The organism is Providencia sp. JGM181 (assembly GCF_018257375.1).
In the GTDB taxonomy this organism is placed as follows: Bacteria; Pseudomonadota; Gammaproteobacteria; order Enterobacterales; family Enterobacteriaceae; genus Providencia; species Providencia lanzhouensis.
Genome location: NZ_JAERJY010000309.1, coordinates 1 through 504, shown reverse-complemented (window position 1 = coordinate 504; position 504 = coordinate 1). Strand labels below are relative to the sequence as shown.

The 504-nt window shown below is 43.3% G+C and carries 1 protein-coding gene and 1 pseudogene; both read right to left on the bottom strand.

The annotated features are described in order from the left end of the window. Positions 1–266 (bottom strand): annotated as a pseudogene (locus tag JK188_RS17685) (fimbrial protein); the annotation flags it as partial. Next, the coding region (locus JK188_RS17680) for a fimbrial biogenesis chaperone (RefSeq protein WP_442959133.1) at positions 250–504 on the bottom strand (255 nt) is incomplete at its 5' end. The gene JK188_RS17680 and the pseudogene JK188_RS17685, both read right to left, overlap by 17 nt.

Here is a 504-nt window from a genome sequence, read left to right as displayed (position 1 = left end):
TGTAACGTAATTTTTGGGGTCAGATTTCCCGTTTTATCCACACAGATAAATTGCGCTTTCAAGGGCTTAATTTGATGCGTGGTCACCGCGCCTTGAAAATCGGATGTGCGCATTGGTGTAAATTGCAATGAATTGGGAATGCGAATCTCACAACCAACATCATCGGTAATGACGGCTCTAACCTCGGTATTTTCGGCCTGTGCTAGGTGCCATCCGCTAAGTGACATTGCGAAAAATACAATCAGTAATTTATTGAATTTGCGCATGAAACTCGTCCTTTCCGCCATAGTCATTAATGGCTTTCCATTCAACCGCGCCTTGTCGTTGAACGTGGGAATAAGTGATGCTGCTAAACGGCGCAATCATGTTATTTCCCTTTGCTGAGCTCAACTGAACGGGTTTATTAGCAATTTTTACGCTGTCTAATGTGATGTAGTACGGGGAAGGATTAGACACTTGAACCCCATTCGTCATACTTGAAAACTTCAGCGATTTCATTGCTTG